The sequence below is a fragment of the Flavobacterium sp. KACC 22761 genome, from assembly GCF_034058155.1.
Classification (GTDB): domain Bacteria; phylum Bacteroidota; class Bacteroidia; order Flavobacteriales; family Flavobacteriaceae; genus Flavobacterium.
Genome location: NZ_CP139148.1, coordinates 110,951 through 132,228, shown reverse-complemented (window position 1 = coordinate 132,228; position 21,278 = coordinate 110,951). Strand labels below are relative to the sequence as shown.

18 protein-coding genes are annotated in these 21,278 nt (G+C 34.4%); 8 read left to right on the top strand and 10 right to left on the bottom strand.

All coding sequences use genetic code 11. The annotated features are described in order from the left end of the window. Positions 1-158: 158 nt before the first annotated feature. Together SCB73_RS00560 and SCB73_RS00555 are read left to right on the top strand one after the other, a co-directional pair. The gene (locus SCB73_RS00560) at positions 159-719 is read left to right on the top strand and encodes an NAD(P)-binding domain-containing protein (RefSeq protein WP_320568255.1); all 561 of its coding nucleotides are present in this window, start codon (positions 159-161) and stop codon (positions 717-719) included. A gap of 187 nt (positions 720-906) precedes the next feature. Beyond that, positions 907-1,548 carry an NAD(P)H-binding protein gene (locus SCB73_RS00555; RefSeq protein WP_320568254.1) on the top strand — a complete coding sequence of 214 codons (642 nt, stop codon included), beginning with the start codon at positions 907-909 and terminating at the stop codon, positions 1,546-1,548. A gap of 86 nt (positions 1,549-1,634) precedes the next feature. Here SCB73_RS00555 and SCB73_RS00550 read toward each other — a convergent pair whose 3' ends face one another. From SCB73_RS00550 to SCB73_RS00540, 3 genes are read right to left on the bottom strand one after another with little or no spacing between them, the layout of a single operon-like run. After that, a complete protein-coding gene (locus SCB73_RS00550) occupies positions 1,635-2,192 on the bottom strand; it encodes a carboxymuconolactone decarboxylase family protein (protein ID WP_320568253.1) in 558 nt (185 codons plus the stop codon). A gap of 18 nt (positions 2,193-2,210) precedes the next feature. Further along, positions 2,211-2,768 carry a cupin domain-containing protein gene (locus SCB73_RS00545; protein WP_320568252.1) on the bottom strand — a complete coding sequence of 186 codons (558 nt, stop codon included), beginning with the start codon at positions 2,766-2,768 and terminating at the stop codon, positions 2,211-2,213. Next, the gene (locus SCB73_RS00540; protein ID WP_320568251.1) at positions 2,755-3,000 is read right to left on the bottom strand and encodes a 2TM domain-containing protein; all 246 of its coding nucleotides are present in this window, start codon (positions 2,998-3,000) and stop codon (positions 2,755-2,757) included. The genes SCB73_RS00545 and SCB73_RS00540 overlap by 14 nt, the downstream gene beginning before the upstream one ends. A 217-nt stretch (positions 3,001-3,217) precedes the next feature. Between SCB73_RS00540 and SCB73_RS00535 the strand changes: the two genes are divergently transcribed. Further along, positions 3,218-3,793 (top strand): Crp/Fnr family transcriptional regulator, encoded by a 576-nt coding sequence (locus tag SCB73_RS00535; protein WP_320568250.1) that lies wholly within the window; start codon positions 3,218-3,220, stop codon positions 3,791-3,793. 61 nt (positions 3,794-3,854) lie between these two features. On the opposite strand, the gene SCB73_RS00530 is transcribed toward SCB73_RS00535, so the two are convergent. The 6 genes from SCB73_RS00530 to gndA all read right to left on the bottom strand — a co-directional run bounded on the left by SCB73_RS00530 (position 3,855) and on the right by gndA (position 10,062). Beyond that, positions 3,855-4,640, bottom strand: a complete 786-nt coding sequence (locus SCB73_RS00530) for a type 1 glutamine amidotransferase domain-containing protein (protein ID WP_320568249.1) — start codon at positions 4,638-4,640, stop codon at positions 3,855-3,857. Positions 4,641-4,680: 40 nt separating this feature from the next. Then, positions 4,681-5,451 (bottom strand): putative quinol monooxygenase, encoded by a 771-nt coding sequence (locus tag SCB73_RS00525; protein ID WP_320568248.1) that lies wholly within the window; start codon positions 5,449-5,451, stop codon positions 4,681-4,683. Between the two features lie 291 nt (positions 5,452-5,742). Further along, a complete protein-coding gene (locus tag SCB73_RS00520) occupies positions 5,743-6,252 on the bottom strand; it encodes a Crp/Fnr family transcriptional regulator (RefSeq protein ID WP_320570060.1) in 510 nt (169 codons plus the stop codon). Positions 6,253-6,394: 142 nt separating this feature from the next. Next, entirely contained in the window at positions 6,395-7,111 is a 717-nt protein-coding gene (pgl, locus tag SCB73_RS00515; protein ID WP_320568247.1) for a 6-phosphogluconolactonase, read from the bottom strand. Further along, entirely contained in the window at positions 7,092-8,624 is a 1,533-nt protein-coding gene (zwf, locus tag SCB73_RS00510) for a glucose-6-phosphate dehydrogenase (RefSeq protein ID WP_320568246.1), read from the bottom strand. The genes pgl and zwf overlap by 20 nt, the downstream gene beginning before the upstream one ends. 28 nt (positions 8,625-8,652) lie before the next feature. Beyond that, the gene (gndA, locus tag SCB73_RS00505; RefSeq protein ID WP_320568245.1) at positions 8,653-10,062 is read right to left on the bottom strand and encodes an NADP-dependent phosphogluconate dehydrogenase; all 1,410 of its coding nucleotides are present in this window, start codon (positions 10,060-10,062) and stop codon (positions 8,653-8,655) included. A 797-nt stretch (positions 10,063-10,859) separates the two neighbouring features. Between gndA and SCB73_RS00500 the strand changes: the two genes are divergently transcribed. Next, positions 10,860-14,048, top strand: coding sequence for a SusC/RagA family TonB-linked outer membrane protein (locus tag SCB73_RS00500; RefSeq protein WP_320568244.1), 3,189 nt, complete (start codon positions 10,860-10,862; stop codon positions 14,046-14,048). Between the two features lie 12 nt (positions 14,049-14,060). Continuing rightward, a complete protein-coding gene (locus tag SCB73_RS00495) occupies positions 14,061-15,488 on the top strand; it encodes a SusD/RagB family nutrient-binding outer membrane lipoprotein (RefSeq protein ID WP_320568243.1) in 1,428 nt (475 codons plus the stop codon). A gap of 109 nt (positions 15,489-15,597) precedes the next feature. On the opposite strand, the gene SCB73_RS00490 is transcribed toward SCB73_RS00495, so the two are convergent. Further along, positions 15,598-16,470, bottom strand: coding sequence for a DMT family transporter (locus SCB73_RS00490; protein ID WP_320568242.1), 873 nt, complete (start codon positions 16,468-16,470; stop codon positions 15,598-15,600). 309 nt (positions 16,471-16,779) lie between these two features. On the opposite strand from SCB73_RS00490, the gene SCB73_RS00485 reads away from it, so the two are divergent. From SCB73_RS00485 to SCB73_RS00475, 3 genes are all read left to right on the top strand, one after another. Continuing rightward, complete coding sequence (locus SCB73_RS00485) at positions 16,780-18,876, top strand: beta-galactosidase (protein ID WP_320568241.1); 2,097 nt, start codon at positions 16,780-16,782, stop codon at positions 18,874-18,876. A gap of 1,072 nt (positions 18,877-19,948) precedes the next feature. Then, complete coding sequence (locus tag SCB73_RS00480) at positions 19,949-20,725, top strand: helix-turn-helix domain-containing protein (protein WP_320568240.1); 777 nt, start codon at positions 19,949-19,951, stop codon at positions 20,723-20,725. Between the two features lie 243 nt (positions 20,726-20,968). After that, positions 20,969-21,271, top strand: coding sequence for a hypothetical protein (locus SCB73_RS00475; RefSeq protein WP_308069052.1), 303 nt, complete (start codon positions 20,969-20,971; stop codon positions 21,269-21,271). Positions 21,272-21,278: the final 7 nt, after the last annotated feature.

Genomic DNA, 21,278 nt, shown 5'->3' with positions numbered 1-21,278 from the left:
CGGTTTGTAGTTTTAAATCTACAAAAATGTAGGTTTATTGGTACGCTATTACAAATCAGTTGATTACAATATAGATTTATATTTGTGATGTTAATATTTTACTTTTATGATTTAAGAATTTTTTTATGGAATCGAAGTAGATTAAAAAATAAAAAGATATGAAAATTGGATTTATAGGAGTTTGCAGAACAACAATGGATTTGGCCGCACGTGCTGCTAAATCGGGACACCAAGTATTAATAAGCCATACACGCAGCAACAGCCACATGCGAGATCTTGTTCAGATGATGGACGGGAAGGTAAAATTAGTCAGCCGACGCGAAGCTGCAAAAGCCAAAATGCTCGTATTGTTCATCCCACGGGAAGATATTCAGCTTTTTTTATCTGATTTGCCAGATATGACGGAGAAAATATTGGTACATGCAAACAATCCAATTTACAGTTTAGAATGTTTAGAGCCAAGTTTGAATATGAAATCCTCTGGCGAAATAATAGCTTCTTTATTACCAGAAGCCCATGTAGTTAAAATTCACAATATTGTTGATTCTGATATTCCAGTGCCAACGCATAAAAAGCTGGAAAATAATGAATTGTTTTATACAGGATCAAACAAATTAGCAAAAAATAAAGTTAAACACTTTTTAAAAACTTTAAATTTTTCTGGAATTGATTTCGAAGAAATGTATCTGGAAACAAAGTTCGCGTATTCGCAAAACTAAAAAGTAATAAATAAAAAAAGGGGGAATTTTTTTTATTATGCTACGTTGAAGGTTATATTAATTCACTTTAAAATCTAAAGTTTTTGAAACTGCTTTTTAAGCAGTTTTTTTTATTTATTTTTATGATGAATTTCTTCAGTATGAAAGTATTTTTAGCAGAAAGAAATGTAATTCCTAAAACGATAGTATGAAAGCAATAATAATTGGAGCTACGGGTTCAACTGGAAAAGAATTGGTAGAAGCGCTTTTGAAGAACAATGATTACAGTTCTATTTCAATTTTCGTTAGACGTTCAATTGGGAAAACGCATCCAAAATTATCAGAACATATTGTCGATTTTTCTAAAATAGATCAATTTAAGGATTTAATTACGGGTGATGTTCTTTTTTCTTGCCTAGGAACGACGCTGAAAGTTGCAGGTTCAAAGGAAAATCAATGGAAAATAGATTTTGATATTCCTGCCGCATTTGCGAGAATTGGGAAAGAAAATAATATTAAATCGTTTGTATTGGTTTCTTCTTATGGCGCTTCCGCGAAAAGCAGTGTTTTTTATTCCAAAATGAAAGGAAAACTGGAAGATTTTATAGCCGAACTTCATTTTGAACAATACTTGGTTTTTAGACCAGGACCACTAATTAGGGAAAACACAGATCGTTTGGGCGAAAAAATTTCAGTCAAAGTAATTAAATTCTTTAATGGAATTGGACTTTTTAAAAACCTAAAACCAATTTCTACAGCATTTTTAGCCGAAAAATTAGCAATAGGACCAAAAAAACTTCCTGAAGGAACAACTATTCTTGAGCTTGATGCAATTTTGAATCTGAATTAATAATAGACAATAAATAATTTAAAAAGCCTTGAAGAACTTTCTTTAAGGCTTTTTAAATTTTAGGAAAATAGTTTTGTTCGAGCAATTTAAGGCGCTGGAACATCAAAACCATTTAAGACTGTTGCAAGTAATGCATAAGCGCCTATAAGAAATATAAGTTCTGCTGTGGCTTCTTTTCCTAATATTTCCGTTGCAAAATGGTACAATGAATCAGGAACGATTTTTCCTTTTGCTAAAACAGAAGCCAGTTCATATGCAATTCTTTCTTCCTGATTTAATTCAGAAGGACAAATTCCAGATGCTAATGACGCAACAGCTTCTGAAGAAAAGCCAAAATGTTTTGCCATAATTTCATGCGCATAAAGTTCGAATCTTGCTCCAAACGCCGCACCGACAGTTAAAATGGCTACTTCTCTGACTTTTTTAGGAAGCGTTGCATGATTATCAAGAGAGCGTACAAAACTTAAAGCCGGAATACCAAATTGCGGAAAAGCAAGCATGGGAGGAAATGGTCCAGTCAAAGCACCTTCAGTATTTGTCATTACAACCGGACCTTGACTGTGGGTAATGAGTTTAAAAACCTCATCGTGAACATAACGAACTTCATCGTTCATGGTTTCTGGTTTTATAGGATGTACTCGCATAACAATTGGTTTTTAGATTTAGCGAAGATTTTCTTCAAATTGTCCATCAATCAGAATAAAAACCACTCGGCATGTTTTTCCTGATTTATTGCTCCATGCATGATTTGTTCCCCTTTGTATGATAATATCGCCCGCTTTTGCAGTAGTTTCGCCACGATCTACAATTAGGGTTAATTCGCCTTCTAAAACAATTCCGTAATCAATAGTTTCGGTTTTGTGCATTAACGGATGAGGAGCATTTTCATCAGCTTTTGAAGCATGTTCGCCTTTCATGGTTTTGAAATGTTCAACAGCTTGTGCGGCAGTAAGATTTCGGATTTCATCACTTTCTGGCGGAAAATCAATAACTCGAATTCTTGTTCCTTGTTTTGGCGGACCTAAAATGAGTGAGGTTTCTTCAGGATCGACAGAAATGCTATCGATTAAAGCTGGAGTTTGTTTGGTATTCCAAATTTCGTGGAATTTAGCTCCATTTGGACCACCTACCATATAAGTTCGTGAAGGGATTTCTTCAGAAATAATTACTGCTTTTCCGTCAATATCATGACCGGTTACAATACGTTTAAATGTTTCCATGACGATAGTATTTAAGGTTGTTGTTTTTAAATACAAATACACCCAAATAGTGGAAAATAATTCCGATAGCCCATGAAGCTGTAGACCAAAGTGGCCAAGGATAAGTTGTATCAGTTAGATACCAGATGATAAATACAATGGGAGTTGCCAATAAAAATGCAAGAAGATGGATTTTGAATCCTAGTTTTGAATTTTTGCTAGTTTTTGTTTCGATGTTGAATTTAGTTTTCATGATTCAGTTTTTTTAATTATTAGTAATAGAATATTTTTAATTAATGGTTTTTAAATAATTGATTTTCAACTTATTTACATGACAAAGATAGAGTGGTAATTTTGTTCCTGCCATTGACTTTGGTTAAGAACGTACTTTATAATTTAATGAAAGCAATTTTGTATTTAGCAGAATAAAATCTAATTTTAAGCGGGTTATTTCTTTTAAAATCAATAGTATGGATGCACTTAAGAACGTAATTACATCATTTGTCCCAATGTCTGATGAAGAATATGATTTGATGCTTCCGATAATTAATAGAATCGAAGTAAAAAAGGATACCGATCTTTTACAGCAAGGAGAAATTTGTCGTCATATTTATTTTATTGAAAGCGGTTTTTTCAGAATGTTTTATGTCGATTATCGAGGAAACGAAATCAATAGCAGATTTGCAAAGCCAAATGATTTTCTAGTTGATTTTGCTAGTTTTATTACCCAAAGAATGGCGCATTACAGTTGCAGAGCAATGGAAGATTCAAAAGTAATTGCATTAGAATATGCAGCAGTAGAAAAGCTGTACAACAGTTGTCCTAATTGGTCAAAATTTGGAAGGTTGATTGCAGAGTATGCCTATCTGATTATTATCGAAAGACAAGAAATGCTTCATTTTCAAACTCCTGAAGAACGATATAAAACAATCCTAAAAAAGGAACCTTATCTTTTTCAAATGATTTCGCAAAATCAGCTTTCTTCTTACATTGGCATTAAGCCAGAATCTTTAAGCAGGCTTCGGAAAAGAATGATTGGCAAGTAACAGTGTTAGGCTAGAATTTAAAGACGGAAGATGAATTTCACCTTCCGCCGATTTATGATGATTATTTTTTAGCCAACCAGCTTTCTACAGCCTTAGAAAAATCAGCTACATCGATTGGATGTCTGCTGGTAATAATGTTTGAATCTACTACAACAGGTTGATCAGAAACGATTCCGCCAGCGTTTTTCAAATCACTTTGAATGTTCCAATATCCAGTAAGTTTTCTTCCTTTTAGAATATCAGCTGAAGCCAAAACCACAGGCGCGTGACATATAGCCGCAATCAATTTTCCAGATTTATTGAAATCCTGAATAAATTTGATCACATCTTTGTCATAACGAAGGTTGTCTGGATTCCAAGCTCCACCCGGAATAAACACCGCATCATAATCGCTTACTTTAATTTGGTCGGCGGTTTTGTCAAATTTAATCCAGCCAACAGGTTGCAAATATTGAATTGCCATAATATGTGTTTTTGCCATTTCAGGAGTGCTCAATCCATATCTTGCTGGAGCTGGATTGAATTTTGGAGCGATGATGTCAACTTGAGCGCCAAGTTCTCTGAAATACCAAACAGGTCCAGTAAGTTCAATTTCTTCAAAACCATCAGCAGCCAATACAGCGATTTTTTTGCCTTTCAAAATCGTTTTGTCTTTTACGGGAGTAAAAAAGAATGCTCTTAAAGCCTCATTTCCTGGCGCATTTAATAATTGTGAAACTGGCATCACAGACACATGCGAAGGAGTCGCTAATTGATTCATCACGTTCAATTCGTGATTAATTTGAGCTTCTGCACTTAATGCTGTGCCTACTAAACCTGCTGCGATAACTTGTTTTAAATTTTTCATGATTTCTAATTTTTAAAATGTTGATAATTGTTTTTTATGATTATTCTCTTGTAAGCGGTGCAAATTCAATTAGATTATGCAAGCCATTTTGAAAAGGTTGGGTTTTTATGCTAGTTTCCAAATATTCGATTACGGGTTTGATGGGAGGAAAGTTGAGATGATATTGGAAAGCATCATTGCTTCTGAATTTTTCGTAAGTAACAAATTGTGTATCATCTCCTTCAATTTCAGAAAGCTGATACGTTACAACGCCCGGCTCGCTTCTAAATTGAGGCATTGCGATATGGTACGTATCTTTAAAATTTTGCTGTGTTCCTTTTTTAGCATCAACAAATAACATTATGACTAGTTGGTTGTCTTCCTTTTTTGCTGTTTTGCGCCATTGCTCCTTTGTAAGCGGTTCAAGATCTTTTACGAAATAGGTTTTAGAAGGTTTTAGAAGCGATTTTTCAGCCAATGTTGCCAATGATTTTGCTTCTGTTTTTTTGCCGAATTTTTCTAATTCATTTTTGTTGTTCCATCTTTCAATCAGCCATAAGACATTTGGATTTTTTTCTTCAAAGAAAGCTTCAGCCATAATATTTTCTTTTGAAGCGATTGCGCTAACAACATAATCTGAAAGTGTTTTGCGAAACTGAGTTACTTCTCCTTCTTTTACTTCATATTGAGTCATTTTTGAAATTGTTTCATTCAAAATCTTTGTTTTTACGATTGTTGAATTTTGAGCTTTTGTTGCCGTGGTCATAAGCACTAGCACATTTAGCGAAGCGATAATTTTTTTGTTGATGGATTTAAAAGCAGTTGTTTTCATGATTCTTATTTTTTTAATTATTGAATGTTTCAGTTAAATAATTTTTTAAGCGAAATAATTAGCTTTTGATCTGAGACAAAGTTCCGTCAAGTTTGAAACCTAGCGGTTGATCGAACTCACTTTAAAATTGTGATTCAAATCACACTTTTGAAAAAAGCTTGATTAATAATTGATTACGGGACAAAAGTAGATTGACAGCATCTTTAAAATCATTGACTTTGGTTAAGAATGATTTTTGCTGTTGAATTTGGGATATAAAAAAAGCGCGATAAAAATCACGCTTGCATTTTGTTAATCTCGGCTAGTAGTAGAAGAGTATAGACGGCTTAAAGTTTCTCGGCTAACGCCTAAATATTCGGCTATATATTTTTTTGGAATTTTTTGCATTATGTTTGGATAAAGGCTTGCAAATTCTTCATATCTTTTTTTTGGATTATTGGAAAGCAGTGAAATAATTCTTCTTTGCTGCGCCGAATAACCGCTGGTCAATTTCATTCTGAAAAAATGTTCCATTTTATGAAGTTCCGATGCCAATTGTTCACGTCCAGAAAGTGCGAGGCATAAAACTTCTGCATCATCCATGCAAACAATATTGATGTTTGATTCTTTTTCGTTGAAAAAAGCATTGTAATCTGAAAGCCACCAAATTTCAAGAGCAAACTGCAAAATGTGTTCTTTGCCGTCTTTATCAATATGAAAAGCGCGGAAAATGCCTTTGACAATCCAATATTCAGAAGTCACTTTATCACCGTCTTGAAGCAGATATTGGTGTTTTTTTACTTTTTTCTCTTTGAAGAATATTTTAATATATTCAAACTCTTCAGTGGTTATTGGAGCAATTTCCTCGATATGTTTTTTTAGTGAAAATCAATAAAATACAAAAAAAAATCGCAATCACCCATTTTTAGATGATTGCGATTTAATAAATTATTTTAAATCAAAATTAATTTGTTCCAGCTGCAGCTTTATCCACCAAAAACAATAATTCACCAGAAATTGGTTTAATCAATTGCATTGGATATAAAGTTGGATTGTATTCGCCAGTTGTAACTTCTTTCAAAGCGTGTGTTTTTTTCTCGCCAAAAGCCACAACCACAATTTTTTCTGCTTTGTTGATTAAAGGAGCTGTAAGCGTGATTCGATACATTTTCTGCGGTGCTAAATAATAAGCATCAACCCATTTAGTTTGCTCTTCTAAAACAGCTTCGCCCGGGAAAAGAGACGCAGTATGTCCGTCATCTCCCATGCCCAATAAAATCAGGTCAAATTTTCCTTCTTCGCCTAAAACTGCTCTTACAGATTGCTCGTAAGTTGCAGCGTATTCTTCAGGAGTTATGCCATCTTTGTACATTTCAAAAATGTTCTCTTGCGGAATTGGAACGTGGCTTAATAAAGTTGCATACGACATTTTAGCATTGCTCAAATCATCGTTTAATGGAACCCATCTTTCATCGCCCCAAAAAATATAAACTTTGCTCCAGTCGATTTTATTTTTATAAGCATCAGAAGCTAATAATTTATAGATTCCTGCAGGAGAAGAGCCTCCAGTAAGAACAGCAGTAAATTTTCCTTTTGCCGCAATTGCTTTTTGAGCAGAAGCTACAAAAAGATCTGCAGCTGCAATATTGATTTCTTCTGTGTTATTGTAAATCTGTATCATTTAAAACTTCTTCTTTTGTTTGTGTATTCGGGATCCATTTGTGGCCTTGACGCGCTAATAACTCATCAGCTTCTTCTGGTCCCCAGCTTCCTGCTTTGTAATTTGGGAAATTTTTAGGAGCGGTTGTTTTCCAAACTTGCTGAATTGTATCAATTGCATCCCAAGCTTCTTCCACCTGATCCCAGCGCATGAAAAGGGTAGGGTCGCCCGCTAAAGCATCTGCCAATAAGGTTTCATAAGCTTCTGGAGACATTGTAGAGCAAGCAAAATAATCAAAAACCATTTCAGCTGGACGCAGAGCCATTGATAAACCTGGTTTTTTGGTCATAAACTGCAGTTTAATATCCATTGCAGGCTGAATGTTGATAATCAATCGGTTTGGAGTCATTCCTTCTTTTCCATAAGAAAATGAAGAATGTGGCACTGGTTTAAACTGAATAATGATTGAAGATTGTTTTTCTTCCATTCTTTTTCCTGAACGCAAATAAAACGGAATTCCTTGCCATCTCCAGTTGTCCAAATAAATTTTCATTGCCACATAAGTCTCAGTATTAGAATCTGGTGCAATGCCTTTGTCTTGGCGATAACCCGGAACTGGAACTCCTTTTATTTCTCCAGCATCATATTGACCTCTTACAATATAATGATCCACTTCTTCTGGTTTGATGCGACGAATTGATTTCAAAACATCGGCTTTTCGGTTACGAATGTCATCTGCATTCAATGACGCAGGCGCTTCCATAGCCGTCATACATAAAATTTGAAGCAAGTGATTCTGAATCATATCTTTTAATGCTCCAACTCCTTCGTAGAATCCGCCTCGTTCTTCAACGCCGACTTCTTCTGCAACGGTAATTTGGACAAAATCAATAAAGTTACGGCTCCATAAAGGTTCAAACATCGAATTTCCGAAACGGAAAGCCAAGATATTCTGAACGGTTTCTTTTCCTAAATAGTGATCGATTCTGTAAATCTGCTCTTCTTTGAAAGTCTGCGAAAGCATTTCATTTAGTGCAATTGCAGAAGTTTTATCGTAACCAAAAGGTTTTTCGATAATAATACGATCTTGTTTCGGATTTGCTGCAAGTCCGATTTTTTTGATACTGCTTGAAATCGTTGAAATGAAAGAAGGTGTAATTGAAAGATAGAAAAGACGATTGGCGCGTTCGCCAAAAGCGGTATCAAAACCTTCGATTTTTTCATTTAATCCAATATAAGATTCTTCTTTGTCAATATCAAGACTGTGGTAGGTGATGTGCGAAAGAAATTTTTCGGTTTCTGGATCATCAATTCCTTTTTTTCTTGAAAAAAGAGCCAGATTTTCTGCTACATAAGCGCGAAAATCTTCATTGGTTTTTTCTGCTCTTCCAAGAGCAATAATCTGAAACTTTTCAGACATGCGTCCGTCAAGGTACAGATTTTGAAATGCGGGAAAGAGCTTTCTCTTTGCCAAATCTCCGGTTCCTCCAAAAATGACAATGATTGTTGGATTCTTTAGTTTATTTTTAGTCATTGTGTGTAGTTGTGTTGCTTTAAGTTGCTTATTCAGCCCATTGTGTGTGGAAAACGCCTTCTTTATCTATACGTTCATAAGTATGCGCTCCAAAATAATCACGCTGTGCCTGAATTAAATTTGTTGGAAGATTTGCCGAACGATAAGCATCAAAATAAGCCAACGAGTTCATTAATCCTGAAACTGGCAATCCTTTTTGAACTGCAAACTGAATAACCGCTCTCATTCCTGCTTGGTTTTCTGTTAGTTTTGAAGCGATTCCGCTATCTAAAAGTAAGTTTGACAAATCTGCTTTTGTAACATATGCTTTTCTGAAATCTTCTAAAATTGTCGCACGAATGATACAGCCACCACGCCAGATTTTAGCAACAGTTTCCAGATTTAATCCGTAATTATATTCTTTAGAAGCGGTGTGAAGTTGCGCTAAACCTTGTGCGTAAGTCACCACGATAGAAAAATACATAGCCGATTTTAAAGCGGCGATTGCTTCACTTTGAGAAACATTTGTTTCGCTTGGGTTCCAAACTAATTTTTTAGCTGCTTCAATTCTTTCCGGTTTGGTTTTAGACATATCGCGCATGTTAACCGCCGCATCGATTGTTGGCACTGGAACTTGCAAATCCATTGCGTTTTGAGAAGTCCATTTTCCTGTGCCTTTAGATCGTGCCCAATCTGAGATTTTGTTGATTAATTGCGTTCCGTCTTCGTCTTTTTGTTTTAAGATATTTCCGGTAATTTCAATTAAATAAGATCTTAAATCATCAGTTTGATTCCATTCTGCAAAAGTTTTCTGAATGGTTTCATCATCAATATTATAACCTCTTTTCATAAGGTCATAAACTTCAGAAATCAACTGCATGATTCCGTATTCAATTCCGTTATGAACCATTTTTACATAGTTTCCAGCAGAACCGTTTCCTAAATATTCCACACAAGGTTCTCCGTCAACTTTTGCTGCAATTGCTTCAAAAATAGGGCGAAGTCTTTCATACGCTTTTTGATCTCCTCCAGGCATCATAGCAGGACCGAAACGCGCGCCTTTTTCACCGCCAGAAATTCCCATCCCGAAGAAATGGATTCCTTTTTCAGATAATTCTAAAAATCGTCTGTCCGTATCAGTGAAATAAGTATTTCCTCCGTCAATAATGATGTCGCCTTTATCTAAATGAGGAAGCAAGCTAGCGATTGCACTGTCAACAGGTTTTCCTGCAGGAACCAATAACATAATCGCTCTTGGCTGTTGGATAAGCTCTACAAAATGCTTAACATCTGTAGTGGCTTCAATTGTGTGGTTTGCATCGGCTTCTTGCTGAAGGGAATTGACTTTTTCTGTGTCTAAATCTAAACCTGCAGCCGCAAAATTATGACTGGCAATATTTAAAAGTAAGTTTCGGCCCATTACACCTAATCCTACAATTCCAAAATCAAATTTGTTCATAGTTTTCAATTAACTAAATTATTAGAAGAATGTTTGCTGCAAAAAAATAAATGAAAAAACAGTAATGCTTTTTTGTTCAGTGGTTTGCAGAAAAACAAAGTTTGTTTTAAATCGTACGTTTTAAAATACAGACCGCTAAGTTAGAGAAAAATGATGAAAAAGGAGGTGTAAAATAGTCCACTTTTGGGGTTTATTGTGATACTTTTTTGTGTTTTAAATACATTTATTTTAAACGAAAACGATACAGTAAATTCGACCTTGATAGGCTGTTTTCAGAAATTTCTCATATCACGCTAAAATTTATTTTTATTTTAACTGATTAGTTTTTAACGATTTAAAATTGCTAAAAAATTTTAGTTAACATTTTTTTTGCAAAAAAAGCGCATAAAGTTTTTGAGTTACTATTTTTAAATTTACCTTTGTTCTATCAAATTAGTAGAATTTAAAATAAAGATTAAAAACTGTCAGATGTATTTCTGAGCGAGCAAGAACTTTTTGACGGTTTATGTTTTAGGAGATGTCTCTGCTAAAATTCTTCAATACTTGATTTATTAAATTTTATAGCAAAAAACCTCAATTGCAGGGGGAATACTATTGTATGGACCAATAAAATAATAATAACCCAAAATAAAAAAAAAGAAAAATGAAAAAACGAATGTGTTGCAGATAAAAAAGAAAAAACCATTTCTGTTGCAGCAGAAATGGTGAAGCTTAAAGAAATTGTCATCTCTAGAAGGAAAGCGAAAATAGAATAAATCTGTTTTCGGCTGACCTTTTTATTAAACTAAAACAAAGTAATGAAAAAAAAATTAAATAGATATATTCTGTTGTGTATTTTCTTGATTTCCATAGGGGTTAAGGCACAAGAGACGAAACCGTTAATCCAGTCAAAACTTGAAGGAACAGTAGTTGATGCAGTTACAAAAGAGCCTGTTATTGGGGCTTCGGTCAATATTAAAGGAACAACGCACGGAGTGGTAACTGATTTAGATGGAAAGTTTTTTTTCCAAACTGGACAAAAATTCCCATATACATTAATAATAAGCTATTTAGGGTATAAAAAAACCGAAGTTATTGTTCAGAAAAATGCAGTTGTCATAGCTCTTGAACAAGAACAAAATGCATTGTCAGAAGTTGTTGTTACAGCGCTTGGAATTACAAAAGAAAAGAAATCGTTAGGATATACGACTCAATCGCTTAAGGGAAAGGAACTGGTGAATACAAAAGAAACGAATTTCTTAAACAGCCTTACAGGTAAATTAGCGGGGGTTCGTATTACGAATTCACAAGGAGACATGGGATCTTCGCGTATTATTATTCGTGGAGAAACTTCTATCGCGGGAAACAACCAACCGTTATTTGTTGTTGATGGAGTTCCTGTTGATAATTCTCAACTAAATTTTGGTGGAGCAACTCGTGATTTCAGAAATGCAATTGCCGATTTGAATCCACAGGATATTGAAACATTAACTGTATTGAAAGGACCAAACGCGGCGGCACTTTATGGATCGCGTGCGGCTCATGGTGTTGTTTTGATCACGACAAAATCTGGAAAAGGTCAAAAAGGATTAGGTATTAGCGTGAATTCTGGAATTACGATTTCTCAAGTGAGCACTTTGCCTGCTTTCCAAAATTCATACGGACAAGGTTCAAATGGAAAATTCAGCTATGTAGATGGTAAAGGTGGCGGTGTCAACGATGGAGTTGATGAAAGCTGGGGACCAAGATTAGACGGGCGCTTAATTCCGCAATTTTATTCAAATGGAGTTGCTGTGCCTTTTGTAGCGCATCCTAATAACGTAAAAGATTTCTTCAATACAGGGCTTACTTATGACAATAGTGTTTCGGTAGCCAAATCAGACGAAAAATCAGATTTTCGTTTGGGAGTGAACAATCAAAAACAATTGGGAACTGTACCAAATAGTGAAATAAACAAAACAAATTTTACTATTAATACAAATTACCAAATTTCTAAAAACGTAAAAGTTGGTGTGAATGCCAATTATATCGTTACTGATGCGCCACAACTTCCAGGTGGACCTTCAGGCGGACGTGCTGCAGGTGTGATGTTGCAGTTTCTTTGGTTCGGACGTCAAGTTGACATCAATGATCTTCAAAATGATTGGACAAGAAACTGGAACAACAGCTATTACAGCAATCCATATTGGAATGCGTATTACAACACTACAAGTCAGCAACGTAATCGTTTAATTGGAGATATTCATTTAGATGCAAAAATTATAGACGGACTTAATTTTAGATTCCGTACAGGAACTGACTATTATAATGATAGAAGAAAATATACGATTAAGTATGGCACAAACGGAACACCTTTCGGATCGTATGCTGAAGATGCTTACACAGTAAATGAAAGAAATACAGAAGGTATTTTTCAATATACAAAAAACTTGAACGACGATTTTAGTTTGGATGCGCTTGCGGGATTCAACGTGCGTAACCATAGTGATGCAAACAATTATCAAAAAGCGCCACGTTTGGCCGTACCAGATTTATACACGTTGACGAATTCACGTGATCCGTTGACTTCATCAAATTCGTATTCTCGTTTAAGAGTTTATAGTGCTTATGCTTCGGCGCAATTGGGTTTCAGAAATTATGCGTTTTTGAATGTTACCGCTCGTAACGACTGGTCATCAACATTGCCAAGCAATAATCGTTCTTATTTCTATCCTTCGATTAATGGTAGCGTTGTGTTGACCGATGCTTTGAAAATCAAAAGCAATACACTTGATTTCTTAAAAGTACGTGGAGGTTGGTCTGAAGTAGGAAATGACGCAGATCCGTACCAATTATCGACAGTTTACAATTTCCAAACGGCGTTTGATGGAAATCCGATTCAGACTTCTTCTCAGAAAAAATTGAATGAGAATTTGAAGCCAGAAACAACACGTTCAAGCGAAGTTGGTTTAGAAGCTGCTTTCTGGAAAAACAGATTGCGTTTTGATGCAGCTTATTATAACACGAACAGTTTTGACCAGATTTTAGAAATCAAAACAACAGCTTCAAGTGGCTATAATTCGCAATTAATCAATGCCGGAAAAATAAACAATCACGGTGTTGAAATTCAGTTGGACGGAACTCCAATTCAAACGAAAGATTTCAAATGGAACATTGGCGTAAATTATTCTAAGAATACAAGCAAAGTTGAAATTTTGGATTACGATCAAAAAATCCAAAACTATACTATTGGTTCATCAGGAGGTGTTGATGTTTTGGCATCAGTTGGGCAAGCTTATGGTGCACTTTACGGAACAGCTTATGAGCGCGATGCAAACGGAAATATCGTAGTAGGAGCAAACGGATTGCCAAAAGCAGATCCGACAAAAAGAGTTTTAGGACATTATACTCCAGATTATTTGGCAGGCGCTACGAACACATTTACATACAAAAATCTTGAACTTTCGGTTCTTGTTGATGCAAGCGTAGGAGGAGAGCTTTTCTCTGGAACAAACAGAACCGGAAACTACACAGGAGTTTTAGCACAGACGCTTCCGGGCCGTGGTGCTGAAAATGGCGGATTGAGCTATTATTATCCAGGAAACAATACTTCTAACCCAAAAACATTGGTAACTGGCGGAGCTGCTCCAAGCAATGTTACAGTTTATGATGACGGAATGATTTTCGGTGGTGTATTTGCAGATGGAACGCCAAACAATAAAGTAATCAGTGCGCAGGAATATTATAAAGCATCATACAATATCAGCGAAGCTTATATCTACAGTTCGACTTATGTAAAACTTAGAGAAGTTAGATTGACTTATAATGTTGACAAAAAAATAGCTAAGAAACTAGGATTAGATGGAGCAAGCATTACTGCTGCGGGCCGTAACTTATTGTTTATTTACAAAGATGTGCCAAATATTGATCCTGAAACAGCTTTCAATACTGGAAATGCACAAGGACTAGAAAGTTTAGCCTTGCCAACAACCAGAAATTTTAGCCTTAACGTTAATCTTAAATTTTAAAAACTCGGAATCATGCTGAAAAAACTATTATATATTACACTATTTGCATTGACGCTGGGTTCTTGCAATGATGATACTTTGGATGATATCAATAAAAATCCAAATGCAACCGAAACGCCATTAGCACCTTATTTATTAACAGGATCTTTGAAACAGGGAGCCGATTTGTATTGGGGAGATGGAAATAACTTTAACTCGTCGTTATTATTTGTACAACATTGGGCGAAAATCCAATATACAGAGCCGGATCGATATGATGTTTCAAATACGTCATTCACTTCTTTATGGAATACTGGGTACGCGACATTGATAACAGATTTGAATACGATTATCAATTTTCCAGCAGACCAGGCCAATTCAAATTATAAAGGAATTGCATTGACATTGCGTTCTTGGACATTTTTATTGCTGACAGACGCTTATGGAAATATTCCGTATAAAGAAGCAGGTTTAAAAGTAACACCAGCATATAATACACAAAAAGAAGTTTATGTCGGATTACTTGAAGATTTAAAACAGGCACAGTCTCAGTTAAGTGCTGCAAACGGTGCTGTAACAGGAGACTTGGTGTACAAAGGCGATATTGCAAAATGGAAAAAATTTGTGAATTCGCTTCGCTTACGAATTGCATTAAGAATTTCTGATAGAGAACCAGCTTTAGCAAAACAAGCAGCGATTGATGCCACAAGCGATGCAGGCGGATTAATTAGCAGTAATGCCGATACTTTCAAATTTACTTACATCAGTTCACCTCAACAAAATCCGGCTTCGGCTTGGTTTGAAACTCGTGATGATTTCCGAATTTCAAAAACAATGGTGGATAAATTATATGAATTGTTAGATCCGCGTTTGCCAGTTTATGCGCAATTGCCATCAGATGCTAGCGTAGGCAAATATGTTGGAGGAGCCAACGGATTATCGAACAGTGATGCCAACAGCCAAGGTTTTGCCAAAACATCAAAACCGGGAACATACTTTTTAACCTCAACGTCACCAGCGGTAATTGCTTCTTATTCAGAAACGTTGTTTAATCTTGCTGAGGCTGTGGCGCGTGGCTATATTTCTGGAGATGCTGAACAGTATTATAAAAACGCTATTACGGCTTCGTTCACGCAATTTGGAATTACGGATGTAGCTGCGATTTCGAATTATTTGAATCAGGCAAGTGTAAAATACGATGCTACAAATTATGCTAAATCAATTGGTACACAAAAATGGATCGCTTTCTACGGACAAGGCCTTGATGCTTTTACAGAATGGAGAAGATTGGATTATCCTGTTCTGAAAGCGGGTCCAGCAACAGTTCTAGATGGTCAAATTCCTTCTCGTTTCTTTTACCCAGGAACAGAACAATCTTTAAACGGAGACAGTTATAAAGCTGCGGTTGCCAATCAAGGCAAAGATTTGCTGACAACGAAACTTTGGTTTGATGTAAAATAAATTTTTACACGCCGATGAATTTCAAATGTAGCAATTGAAATTATATATTTTGAAAGTGAAAAGCCTGAAAATCTAGTATTTTCAGGCTTTTCAAATTTATAAATCTTAGTTATTTAGAATTTGCTTTTGAAGATGCATACGATTGCAATGCAACAGAACTTATAATAAAAAGTATTCCGATATAAAAAGAAGCGTTTACTGATTTGCTTTCATTGAAAAAAAGAAAAGCAATCACAATAGCATAAATGGGTTCTAAGTTAAAAGTTAGATTTACGGTAAAAGCCGGAATCTTTTTTAATACTTCGGCAAATAAAACATAAAGCCCTACGGTGCAAAATAATGCCAGCAAAATGAGATAAATCGTATTGCTTAAATTAGGAAAAATAGTTTCTACCGGAAAAAAGTATAAATAAGCTGGCAATAAAACAAGAAGGAAAATTGAGCCCGAAACCATTTGGTAATAATTGATAAGCCTGCTGTCGTAAAACTGAAACAAACGCTCATTATAAATGGTATAAAGCGCTGCAAAAGCCGAAGAAATCACGCCAAGAATAATTCCCAATTGATAAGAAGCATCAAAGTGAAATATTAGACTGATTCCTGCCAAAGTCAAAGTGCTCAGCACTAATTCGGTAAATTTGAAATTCGTTTTATCAATTAAAGGCTTAAAAATCGCTGTAAAAAAGCTAGTCAAACAGTAACAAATTACGCCAATAGAAATATTTGAATATTTAATGCTGGCATAGAAAAATACCCAGTGAACGGTAATCAATATTCCAACTTTGCCAATTGATTTTTTTTCGGAATTTGTGGTATCGCTTCCAATTTTTAAAATTCGGGTGAGGATAAATAAAATCATTGCCGAAAAGAGAACTCGGTAGAATGTCAACAAACCTTCATTGAGTGTTATCAGTTTGCCAAATACACCAGTGAATCCAGCCAGAAAAACGGCTAGATGCAATAAGAAATAAGAATTTTTCATGAATTTTTTGTGCCAAAAGTGGCTGATTTTAATATTATCAAATAAGCATAGAAAATCATTCGGCAAGCGCGCCGAAAGTATGCTCCGTTAAATCAGAGATATATTAAAATCGTGGTGGTGAAAGAAGTCCTTGTGTGTACATATTCGTAAAGATAATTTTAAAATTGAAAACAGCCTAAGCTTATTTATGTCTTTTGAGTTTTGAAACAAAGATTTTGAAAAGATAGAAATTTATAACTGTTTTACGTTTAAATTAAAGTGTATATTTAACACTTTAATTTAATTAGCAATAAATCTGTAAAATAAAAAATGAAGCTTATTAGAAGAAAATTCAAAAAGTCCGTGCTAACTTTTTTGATTGCAATGGTTTGTGTTGGGACAAATGCTCAAAAGTTTGAAAAGTACTTTCCCAAAAAAGATCTGACTACTGTAGGAGTTTATTATTATCCCGAGCATTGGGATGAAAGCCAATGGGATCGAGATTTGAAAAAAATTGCAGAAATGGGCTTTGAGTTCACTCATTTTGCAGAATTTGCTTGGGCACAGTTGGAACCACAAGAAGGAGTTTATGATTTTAAATGGCTTGATAAAGCAGTAGCAATTGCAGCAAAATACAAACTAAAAATTGTCATGTGCACTTCTACAGCAACGCCTCCCGTGTGGCTGGTGCGCAAGCATCCTGATGTACTCGTTACGTATGAGGATGGGACCAAAAGTGATCACGGTTCTAGACAACACGCCTCATTTTCGAGCAATTACTATAGAAGTTATTCTTTAAAAATGGTCGAGCAATTGGCAAAAAAATATGGAAATAACAAAAATATCATTGGTTGGCAAATAGATAATGAACCAGCACGTTTTCTGGATTATGGAGCAGATGCACAACAACGTTACCGCAATTGGCTAAAGGAAAAATATCAGAATATCGATACTCTTAATAAAGCTTGGGGCAATAGTTTTTGGAGTGGTATTTATTCTGATTTCAGTGAAATAAATATTCCCTTGCATAAAGAATGGGGAATGAATTTGCATTCGCAATTGGATCATTACAGATTTGCTGATGAGGAAACTGCTACTTTTCTGGATTCTCAAGCGGCAGTCATTCGCAAATATGTAAGCAAGGATCAGTGGATTACTTCTAACTACAGACCTGCTTATGATGAGAGTTTTATTGGTATGAGCAAAGAATTTGATTTTGATTGCTACACTCGTTATATGGTTTATGGCGGAAGTTTAGGGATAGGGAAAAATGGATATCGTTTGGGAGATTACGCCGCTATCGGAATGGCTAATGATTTTTTCAGACCGCTTAAAGGAATGTATGGTTGTATGGAATTACAACCGGGGCAAGTAAACTGGGGAAGCATTAATCCGCAACCTTTGCCGGGCAGTGTTCGAATGTGGCTTTGGCATGTTTTTGCAGGAGGCAGTAAATTCGAATGTACGTATCGTTTCCGTGCTCCTTTGTATGGTTATGAGCAGTATCACTATGGTATCGTTGGTACAGATGGCGTAACGCCAACACCGGGCGGACTGGAATTCAGCCAATTTATAAAAGAAATAGAAACACTTCGAAAAAACTATAACGCAAAGGCAGAATTACCAGACTACTATCTAAAACGCAAAACAGGAATTTTATTTAATCCGGATAATGTGATGGGGATCGAATTGAACAAACAGACCAAAGAATGGAATACGATTAATCACTTTTTAAAATATTATAAAGCTTCAAAGTCAATTGGTGCGCCAGTTGATTTTGTCAGAGACACAACAGATTTTTCAAGATATCCTTTCTTGATCGTGCCGGCTTATCAAATGATCGATCAAAAATTGATTGATAAATTAACCTTGTACGCAAAAAATGGTGGGAATTTAATCATGAGTTGCCGATCTGGAATCCAAAATCGTCAAGGACATCTTTGGGAAGCAAAATTTTATGAGCCGATTTGGAGTTTGATAGGATCTCAAATAGAATCCTATGATTTATTAATGCCTCATTCTCCTGGTGCTATTAAATTTGAAAATCAAGAGTTTGCGTGGACAAGTTGGGGCGATTTACTAAAACCAGATAAAGAAACAGAAATCTGGGCAACTTATCAAGGTGATTTTTATGCAGGTACGGCATCTGTCATTTCACATAAATTGGGAAAAGGAACCGTGACATATGTTGGTACAGATTCGAAAAATGGCGACTTAGAAAAACAAGTAATCAGAAAATTATACAAACAGCAAAACGCACCTATAGAAGATTATCCAGAAGGAGTAATGGTCGATTATCGCGATGGTTTCGGAATAGCAGTTAACTATTCTGATAAGCCTTATAATTTCAATTTGCCAAAAGGCTCGAAAATTATCTTTGGAACTCAGTCTATAAAAACGGCTGATGTTTTGGTGTGGAAATATTGATGAGAAAATTTTTAAAAGTAAGTAAAAAGCCTGATGAAAATGTTGAATTTTTATCAGGCTTTTTTTGATTTGTGGTATTTCTTTGTTTTTGTGACCGTTTTTATTTTAATTAATTTATTTTAATAAATAACTTCAAAGATTTAGATTCATGTAATTAATTAGCACGGGGTTTAATGTGATGCATTTGCGTTAGAATAAAATCGCTTGAATTAATTTTATCAGGTTCCTGAACTCAATTTTAAATTCGGGTACTTTTAACTTTTCGCGTCTATAATTTTATGAAATTTTTCTTGATAAATTAATTGCAGAAAATAGATTATAAACCAAATCTACTTTATTTAAAATAGTTACTAGTGATTTATTACTAGGTAAAATTATGTTAAAATTATGAAAATGTATTTTTTTATAAAGTAATTTCTTATTATTACGTAATAATTAAAAAATGTAAAGAATTTTTAATTGTTGCTTTTCCTTAAACAAAAAAATAATATATGGAATAGCTCACGGTTGGGAAACATAATGTATTAATATCAGAATATACCCATTTAAAAATATTGAAACAGGAGAGAATTCAAAATTTTTCCGGCATTCTAAAGTAAAAGTTTTGTAAGGTTTTGTAGACCAAGCGATTAATAAAACAGTAAAAAAATTAATTGCAGAATATGGTATTGCTTGTACGGATCAAAGTGCATCATATTTTGATATATTAACCAGCAGAGATCTTAATAATCTAAAAGTCTAGTAAACCAGCCACAAAAAAGACTTTAACGCGAGCTCAAATATTCGCAATTAATTTGTACATAAATTTATAGGGGATTATTATAAGATAAAACAAAAAAATACAACTCTAAATAACTCAAAGAATTTGTTTACAAGTTAAATCTTAGATATTCTAATAGATTCGTGATAGATACATGAGGAATGTATCATTAAAATCTGAATGAGTATAATGATCTTTTCAAAAAAGGAGAAGGAAATAATTATCTTTTTCTTTTTTCTAAAAGGAATGATATAAATAATCAATTAAAAATCATAAAAAAATCTGGTATAATTAACTGTATAATAGAAATATATGATTGAAATATTCCAAAAACTTAGCAAACACAACCACCAAGAAATAACTGAAACTACCCTATTGACTAGTCCTACAGATTATATCGGAGGCTCTGTAACTAATGAGCACAGATTACTGTTTTTTGATAATAACCAAAGTGAATCTATATATATAGATTTTGCAACTTACAAGATAACAATTGACAAATTGTATTACATCCCAGCGAAACACTTACTTTATTTGCCTAACACAATAAAACAATTTTATTGTATCTTAATACCAACTTGTCTGATTAACGATATTGAAAAATCAATTCTTTTCAGCTTATATTACAAAAATGATAAATCAATAAAATGCGATTTATCATTTACGGAACTGAAATCAAAAACTGAATCGAAGAGATTTCTCTCCGAATTGGTGTTTCATATAAATAATAAGAGTCATCCATCGTTGCAATACATTAAAATTGGGGAAAAGTTTTTGCAAATCCTATATAAAACTAAAATTTCTCACAAACTAACACTACAAAGTTTGTCTAACGAGCTTGATATTACAGATAAAACACTACAAAGAGTATGCAATACGGTGTATTCGGTTAGTCCCATTGCTATTATCCGTTACCATTTGCTATTAAAAGCTGTTTTTATTATTATCAGTAAAAAGCTAACTCCTTTTTATCAAATAGCAGACGAATTGGGATTTGAAGAAGTAAGTACATTTAATAGATACATAAAAACTATACTGCAGTATACTCCCACAACAATTCGAAAACAATATAGTCACATTATTTTGTAACAACTGTCGGAAATTGTCAACAAAACTGTCGCAAAAAGGTAATTTTTTTTCTCTTTAACTCTTTAATTTTGTATAGGATTTATCTTATTTTTTTTATTATATAGAAAACTAATGATACATTAACAAAGAGATAAACTAATGAGTATTTGTTGTCATTTTACAACATAAATTTAAAATAGAAACTACCTCAAATTAATATAACAAAAAAATAAACATTTTTAAATCAATTAAAATATTAGGAAAATGGATAAAGCAACATTCAACGCCAAGATTAGTAATGGCAAAATTAGTGTTCCTGATTTAGGAATTCACACAAGTGCAATATTCAACAAAGAAGCAGAATTGTCAATAAAAAATGGAACTTCTCATGTTGGTATATTGGAACCAAACGGAATAAATACAGATTCTGGATTTTTTAGCTTTTCAGAAATCGAAGAAGCGGAGGCAGAATTATTAATTGGAGGTAGTGGAACGACCAAGGTTTCTTCAACAACAATTGATAATAGGGGATTTTTAGGTCAACAACCTGGAGATATGGATAAATAGTTTTTTT

Coding starts and splice junctions, on each gene's coding strand:
- SCB73_RS00560 (WP_320568255.1), top strand. CDS start 159: ATGAAAATTGGATTTATAGGAGTTTGCAGAACAACAATGGATTTGGCC.
- SCB73_RS00555 (WP_320568254.1), top strand. CDS start 907: ATGAAAGCAATAATAATTGGAGCTACGGGTTCAACTGGAAAAGAATTG.
- SCB73_RS00550 (WP_320568253.1), bottom strand. CDS start 2,192: ATGCGAGTACATCCTATAAAACCAGAAACCATGAACGATGAAGTTCGT.
- SCB73_RS00545 (WP_320568252.1), bottom strand. CDS start 2,768: ATGGAAACATTTAAACGTATTGTAACCGGTCATGATATTGACGGAAAA.
- SCB73_RS00540 (WP_320568251.1), bottom strand. CDS start 3,000: ATGAAAACTAAATTCAACATCGAAACAAAAACTAGCAAAAATTCAAAA.
- SCB73_RS00535 (WP_320568250.1), top strand. CDS start 3,218: ATGGATGCACTTAAGAACGTAATTACATCATTTGTCCCAATGTCTGAT.
- SCB73_RS00530 (WP_320568249.1), bottom strand. CDS start 4,640: ATGAAAAATTTAAAACAAGTTATCGCAGCAGGTTTAGTAGGCACAGCA.
- SCB73_RS00525 (WP_320568248.1), bottom strand. CDS start 5,451: ATGAAAACAACTGCTTTTAAATCCATCAACAAAAAAATTATCGCTTCG.
- pgl (WP_320568247.1), bottom strand. CDS start 7,111: ATGATACAGATTTACAATAACACAGAAGAAATCAATATTGCAGCTGCA.
- zwf (WP_320568246.1), bottom strand. CDS start 8,624: ATGACTAAAAATAAACTAAAGAATCCAACAATCATTGTCATTTTTGGA.
- gndA (WP_320568245.1), bottom strand. CDS start 10,062: ATGAACAAATTTGATTTTGGAATTGTAGGATTAGGTGTAATGGGCCGA.
- SCB73_RS00500 (WP_320568244.1), top strand. CDS start 10,860: ATGAAAAAAAAATTAAATAGATATATTCTGTTGTGTATTTTCTTGATT.
- SCB73_RS00495 (WP_320568243.1), top strand. CDS start 14,061: ATGCTGAAAAAACTATTATATATTACACTATTTGCATTGACGCTGGGT.
- SCB73_RS00490 (WP_320568242.1), bottom strand. CDS start 16,470: ATGAAAAATTCTTATTTCTTATTGCATCTAGCCGTTTTTCTGGCTGGA.
- SCB73_RS00485 (WP_320568241.1), top strand. CDS start 16,780: ATGAAGCTTATTAGAAGAAAATTCAAAAAGTCCGTGCTAACTTTTTTG.
- SCB73_RS00480 (WP_320568240.1), top strand. CDS start 19,949: ATGATTGAAATATTCCAAAAACTTAGCAAACACAACCACCAAGAAATA.
- SCB73_RS00475 (WP_308069052.1), top strand. CDS start 20,969: ATGGATAAAGCAACATTCAACGCCAAGATTAGTAATGGCAAAATTAGT.